This is a genomic window from Lutibacter sp. (assembly GCF_040883305.1).
Lineage (GTDB): Bacteria > Bacteroidota > Bacteroidia > Flavobacteriales > Flavobacteriaceae > Lutibacter.
This window is the reverse complement of record NZ_JBFLKT010000428.1, coordinates 1-6,564: the sequence shown is the minus strand read 5'-3', so window position 1 is coordinate 6,564 and position 6,564 is coordinate 1. Positions and strand designations below refer to the sequence as shown.

6 protein-coding genes are annotated in these 6,564 nt (G+C 29.0%); 4 read left to right on the top strand and 2 right to left on the bottom strand.

The annotated features are described in order from the left end of the window. Positions 1–276 (top strand): DNA gyrase C-terminal beta-propeller domain-containing protein (locus tag AB1Z17_RS13895; RefSeq protein ID WP_368052369.1); only part of this gene is annotated, 276 nt, incomplete at its 5' end. Positions 277–297: 21 nt separating this feature from the next. Then, the gene (locus tag AB1Z17_RS13890) at positions 298–1,575 is read left to right on the top strand and encodes a tetratricopeptide repeat protein (RefSeq protein ID WP_368052368.1); all 1,278 of its coding nucleotides are present in this window, start codon (positions 298–300) and stop codon (positions 1,573–1,575) included. Positions 1,576–1,623: 48 nt separating this feature from the next. Here the strand turns inward: AB1Z17_RS13890 and AB1Z17_RS13885 are convergent, their stop codons facing one another. Together AB1Z17_RS13885 and AB1Z17_RS13880 are read right to left on the bottom strand one after the other, a co-directional pair. Further along, positions 1,624–2,394, bottom strand: a complete 771-nt coding sequence (locus AB1Z17_RS13885; protein ID WP_368052367.1) for an NlpC/P60 family protein — start codon at positions 2,392–2,394, stop codon at positions 1,624–1,626. A gap of 9 nt (positions 2,395–2,403) precedes the next feature. Beyond that, on the bottom strand, positions 2,404–3,579 hold the full coding sequence (locus AB1Z17_RS13880) for an acetyl-CoA C-acyltransferase (RefSeq protein ID WP_368052366.1): 1,176 nt from the start codon (positions 3,577–3,579) through the stop codon (positions 2,404–2,406). A 198-nt stretch (positions 3,580–3,777) separates the two neighbouring features. On the opposite strand from AB1Z17_RS13880, the gene AB1Z17_RS13875 reads away from it, so the two are divergent. Next, the gene (locus tag AB1Z17_RS13875; protein WP_368052365.1) at positions 3,778–5,154 is read left to right on the top strand and encodes a hypothetical protein; all 1,377 of its coding nucleotides are present in this window, start codon (positions 3,778–3,780) and stop codon (positions 5,152–5,154) included. 55 nt (positions 5,155–5,209) lie between these two features. After that, a partial coding sequence (locus AB1Z17_RS13870) for a phosphohydrolase (protein WP_368052364.1) occupies positions 5,210–6,564 on the top strand: 1,355 nt, incomplete at its 3' end.

Here is a 6,564-nt window from a genome sequence, read left to right as displayed (position 1 = left end):
ACAGAAAAAACAGGTGGTTTAGTTGCAATTAAAAATGTAACAGATGAAGATGATTTAATGATTATTAATAAATCAGGAATTACTATTAGAATGGCTGTTGCAGATTTACGTGTTATGGGGCGTGCAACCCAAGGTGTTAAATTAATTAATATTAAAGATAACGATTCAATTGCAGCTGTTGCAAAAGTTATGCACGAAGAAGAAGTTGAAATTGATGAAAATGAAAATGGCACGGAAATTGAAAACAATAATGACGAGAGTACAAATAAAGAATAAATAAAGAATAAATCAATTAAAATGAGAAAACAATTAATATTTCTGTCTGCTTTATTAGTTAGTATGACAGTATTCGGACAAAAAAATGAGTTAAAAACTGCAGAAAAAGCAATTAAAGCAAATGATTTTTCATCTGCAATAGCGGCTATAAACCAAGCAGAAAGTTTAATTGGTAGTGCCGATCAAAAAACAAAAGCTAAATACTATTATTTAAAAGGTATTGCTTTGTATCAAAATGGGGCTGCTGAAAATGTTGAAGAAGTTGGAGCTGCTTTTAATCAATTAATTAATTTTGAAAAGGAGTCGAATAAGCTTAAATATACCAATGAAGTTGGCGGTTTAATTAATACAATGGTTCAAAATACAGCAAGTAAAGCTTCTAAAGATTATGAAACTGCAGTTGAAACTAAATTACCTGAAGATTATGTAAAAGCAGCAAATGGGTTTGCTCAAGTTTATGCATTAAGTCCGAAAGATACCACCTTTTTAGACAATGCAGCATTGGTTTATTTTTATGGTAAAGATTACGAAAGTTCTAAAAATGCTTATGAAAAGTTACTGGATCTAAATTATACTGGGATTTCAACTATTTTTGTTGCTACCGATAAAGAAAGTGGAGAAGAGGTTACGTATCCAGATAAAAAAGCAATGGATTTACAAGTAAAATTGGGAATTGCCGAGAATCCAAGAGAAGAGGTAAAAGACTCGAGACGTGAATTGATTTTTAAAAATTTAGCTCAAAATTATTCAATGTTAGAGGATTCTGAAAAGGCCCTTAAAGTTATTGCAGAAGGAAGAGAAGAATTTCCAGAAAGTTATTCCTTATTGATTGAAGAGGCAAACATGTATTATAAAGCTGGAAATAATGAAATGTTTAAAATAAAATTAGAAGAGGCAATTGATTTAAATCCAACAGAACCAACGTTACATTATAATGTAGGAGTAATGAACATGGGTCAAGGAAATTTAGATGAGGCTATAAAATTTTTCGAAACGGCTATTGAATTAGACCCTAAGTATGCCGATGCTTATAATAATATTGGTGCTGCAATTATAGAAAAAGCGGCCCCTATAATTGAAGAAATGAATAAGAATTTATCAGATTTTGCTAAATATGATAAATTACAAGCACAACAATTTGAAATTTATAAAGAAGCAATTCCATATTATGAAAAAGCTTACGAAATTAATGGGAAAAACATTAATATAGTACAAACTTTAATGGGATTGTACGAAAATCTTGAAATGACAGATAAACTGAATGAGATTAAAGCAGTTTATGAGGAATTAAAACAATAGAGTTCTATTTATAAGATAGAAAAACCTCTCAATTTTGAGAGGTTTTTTTTATATAATTTTTTTAATTACTCGTAACTTATGAGTATGTTTTTGTGAATCGAGATTAAAAATTCCGCTATGATCGATCATATCAATTCTAACTTTTCCATGGGAATGAATAATATAATTATCTTTCATTATAATACCCACGTGAGTAATTATTCCTTCATTATTATCAAAAAAAGCTAAATCACCTGGTTCACTTTCTTCAATAAAACTTAGCACTTCTCCCTGTGTTGCCTGTTGTGAGGCATCTCTTAATAATTTATAACCGCAAAGTTTATAAACCATTTGTGTAAATCCTGAGCAATCAATTCCAAAAGGTGTTTTTCCACCCCATAAAAAAGGTGTGTTTAAAAATTTGTAAGCAATATCAATAATCGAGTTTTTTGGTATTTTTGAATTTAGTATGGCGCCATCATAATGGAATTTCTTAGTATTTAAAACGAGAGTTTTAGTATTGTAAAAAGGTAGATTAGAGCCCATACAAACTGTTGAAAACTGATTGTTCTTGTCCGTTGCAAAGTCAATTAATTCAGCTGCTTGAGTTAAAACTGAACTTTCTAACGAACTGTAAATCTCTTCAGAAATTTGTTCGTATTGTTTGTTATCGATCCAACCTTCATAATTGTCAAATGCCACTCTAATTTTACTCCAGTTTTTTCTTAATTCAAGCACTTTAAAATGCTCTCCAAATAATACTTGAGAGACCATTTCTGTAGTGTTGTTAGGTTCAATTCTAACAGGGATAATACTTAAATTACAAATACCGTACTGCATACAACAAAATTACATTCTTTCAATTACAATTGCACTTGCGCCACCACCACCATTGCAAATTCCTGCAGCACCAATTTTTGCATTTTTTTGTTCTAATACTGAAGTTAAAGCAATAACAATTCTTGCTCCAGACATTCCGAGCGGATGACCTAACGATACTGCCCCACCATTAACATTTACTTTTTCAGCATCTAATCCTAAAATTTTAATATTAGCCAATCCAACAACAGAAAAAGCTTCGTTTAATTCATAATAATCAACGTCGGTTTTAGAAATGCCAGCATTGGCAAACGCTTTAGGAAGTGCTTTCGCAGGAGCAGTTGTAAACCATTTAGGTTCGTTTGCAGCATCTGCATAGCCTTTAATTTTTGCTAACGGCTTTAAGTTTAACTCGGTTGCCTTGTCTAAACTCATAATAACCAGTGCAGCTGCGCCATCATTTAAAGTTGAAGCATTTGCGGCTGTAACAGTACCATCTTTGCTAAAAACGGGTCTTAATGTTGGAATTTTTTCTTTAAGAATGTTTTTGTATTCTTCGTCTTCTGAAAATAAAATAGGATCTCCTTTTCTTTGAGGAATTTCTACAGGCACAATTTCATTTTTAAAATTACCGTTTTCCCAGGCTTTAGCCGAACGGTTGTAAGATTCTATAGCGAAATTATCTTGATCCTCTCTAGAAAAATTGTATTCTGTAGCGCATAAATCGCCACAAGTACCCATATGTTTTTGATCATAAACATCAGTTAATCCGTCCAATAAAAGTCCATCAACTACATTTATATTTCCTAGCTTTGTTGCTTTTCTTCCTGAAATATAATGAGGAATGCTACTCATATTTTCCATACCACCAGCAATTATAATATCCGCGTCACCAGCTTTAATTGCCTGAGCAGCTAACATTATAGATTTCATACCAGAAGCACATACTTTATTTATGGTAGTACAAGGCACATTATTTGGAATACCTGCAAAAATAGCAGCTTGCCTTGCTGGTGCCTGACCAAGTCCTGCAGAAATTACATTTCCCATAAAAACTTCATCAACTAAATTAGGATCTAAATTTATTTTATTTAAAGCTCCTTTTATAGCAATAGCGCCAAGTTTAGGGGCAGAAATAGCAGCTAAACTTCCTAAAAAAGTACCAATTGGAGTTCGGGCCACAGAAACAATTACAACTTCTCTCATTTTTTTATATTTATTTTTTACAAAGAATTACCTTTATGTTATTCAACAAAATTCATTTTAATATGTTTTCAACTGCGAATTTAATCAATTTTAAGGAATCTTTCGATTTTTAGAGAAGCGTTTAATTTTGTAATATATATCACTTATAATTGGTTTTAGTTTTATACTTTGGTTAATGAATTAAAAACAAAAGGTTTTATGAGCAAATCAGCAGTATTTAAAAAGCATTATGTAGCGATAATTGGGGGATCTATTTCAGGTTCGGAAGCAGCAAATATTCTTGCAAAAAATGGTTTTAGCGTTGTTGTTTTTGAAATGAATAAACTGCCTTATGGTAAAATTGAAGATGGTTTACCAAAATGGCACATTAATTTAAGGGATCGGCAAATAAATGAAATAGATTCAAAATTAGACCAAGAGAATATTCGATTTGTGCCACTAACAAAGATTGGAAGAGATATTGATTTTTTAGATTTGGTTAATAATTGGGGATTTTCAGCAATTATTTTGGCAAATGGCGCTTGGGAAGATAGGGTTTTGCCAATTTTGGCTATAGATAAGTTTATAGATAAAGAACTGGTGTATCAAAATTCATTTATTTATTGGTTTAATCATAAACATGAAAAAAATTATGATGGTCCAAATTATACTGTAAAAAATAATACCATTGTTATTGGTGGAGGTTTGGCATCTTTAGATGTAGTTAAAATTGTAATGATTGAAATTGTTAAAAAGCAATTATTTGTTAAAAAAGGAATTGAAATAGACTTGTTTACATTAGAAAAAGAAGGTATAAATACAATTTTAGAAAAATTAAATATAGATTTTAATGAATTAGAAATTGGAAAGGCTAAGCTTATTTATAGAAGAACAGCTAAAGATATGCCTTTAAAAACTCCAAAAGATGAAACAAAAGAGAGTATTGAAATTGCTAAAAAGGTTTCAGAAAAATTATTAAATAAGTATCAGGAAAAATATTTGTTCGAATTTGTTCCATTATGTATTCCAGTTGATTTTGTTGAGAGCGATACTAAATTAACAGAAATTATTTTTCAGAAAGTACAAGTTGAAAATGGGAAAATTAAACCTATAAAAAATAGTTTCTTAAATATAAAAACTGAAATGGTTATTTCTTCTATAGGAAGTATTCCAGAGAAAATAAACGGTTTACAATACGAATATTCATCACTAAAAATGAGGGAAGAAGCAGATTATCATGTTTTTGGATTCGATAATGTGTTTGCTATTGGTAATGCCGTAACAGGAAGAGGAAATATTCAAGAGTCTAAGAAGCACGGACAGTTAATGATAGAAAAAATTATTGATAAACATTTAACTGAAGAAGCATTTGAGCAATGGTTAATAAATCATAATGAACAAATTAAAAATAAGGTAGCTGAGCAATTAAATAGTATTGTAAAAGAAATATCAGTTGCTAAAATTCAACCAGAATCAATAATTCAGGAAATAATTAATAAAACAGGGGCCATTCATAATAAAATTGGATATTTTAATTATAGTAGTTGGACACATAAAAATATGCCAGTGCGGCTTGAAGCGTTATTAAAAGAATAAAACCGACTGCAAATAGAATAATTATTGTTATTTTTGAATTGCAAACGGATACTTCGTGAAAAACATAATTAATAAATTACTTGTAAACCATTCATTAATATATAAACTATTTTTATATATCGCTACTATAATTTTAGTGGTTTATTTATTTCCTAAAAGCGGACAATTTAAATATGAATTCCAAAAAGGAAAGCCATGGGAATATGAAAATTATTATGCTCCCTTTGATTTTGCTATTCAAAAAACTTCAGAGGAAATAGCTCTAGAAAAAGAACAAATAACAAAATTGTCTAAGCAATTTTTTAAGTACGATGAACAAATTGCTATCCAAGTAAAAAATGAAATAAATTTTAAAATTGAAGATGCATTATCCAATTCTGAAATAAATGAAACTGAAAAAGGAGAATTAAGAGATTTAGCTTCACAAATCATAAATTCTATTTATGAATTTGGATATATAGAGTCCACTTCAGATATTAAGCCAGATGTTGATTTAATTACACTTAGAAAAGGAAATAAAAGCCAGGAAATTGATGTAAATAAACTTTTTAAAGCATCACAAATTTTAAGTTTTATAAATTCAAAAATAGGAAACGAACCTTTTATCCAAGAAGAAAATATTGTTTTAAATATTATTTATGAAGGATTAAAACCTAATGTAACGTTTGACACTGATTTTACGGAAAGAGTACTTCAAGAAAATTTAAATAAAATTTCTTACACTAAAGGTTTAGTTGCTGAAAATGAGAGAATTATATTTAAAGGAGATATTGTTGAAGGAGAAAAACTAATAACGTTAAATTCAATCAAGAGTGAGTTTGAATCTCAGGTTTGGAGTAAATCTAACTATAATTGGATAGTATCTGGATATACAATTTTGGTTGCATTGGCATTTTTAATGTTATTACTTTTTTTGAAAAAATACCGTTTAGAAATTTTTGAAAATAATACAAAAGTAACATTCATATTTTTTAATATTATTTTAATTGTTTTATTAATAACCCTTATTGTTAAGTACGATGCAAAATATATTTATATTGCCCCAATTGTAATTTTACCTTTAGTTTTAAAAGCTTTTTTTGATGCAAGATTAGGTTTATTTACCCACGTGCTAACAGTTTTATTATTAGGTTTTATTGTTCCAAATAGTTTTGAGTTTATTTTTTTACAAATTATAGCTGGTATAGTAACTATTTTAACTATTTCAGAATTGTATAAAAGAGCTAATTTATTTATTTCGGTTATTCAAATTACCTTTGTTTATTTTGTAGCATATTTTGCTTTTTCAATTATTCAAGAAGGAAATGCACAAAATTTAGATTGGGAAAAGTTTGTTTATTTTACAATAAATGGAGGAGCAACGTTGTTTGTTTTACCATTGATTTATGTTTTTGAAAAGCTTTTTAGTTT

Coding starts and splice junctions, on each gene's coding strand:
- AB1Z17_RS13880 (WP_368052366.1), bottom strand. CDS start 3,579: ATGAGAGAAGTTGTAATTGTTTCTGTGGCCCGAACTCCAATTGGTACT.
- AB1Z17_RS13885 (WP_368052367.1), bottom strand. CDS start 2,394: ATGCAGTACGGTATTTGTAATTTAAGTATTATCCCTGTTAGAATTGAA.
- AB1Z17_RS13890 (WP_368052368.1), top strand. CDS start 298: ATGAGAAAACAATTAATATTTCTGTCTGCTTTATTAGTTAGTATGACA.
- AB1Z17_RS13875 (WP_368052365.1), top strand. CDS start 3,778: ATGAGCAAATCAGCAGTATTTAAAAAGCATTATGTAGCGATAATTGGG.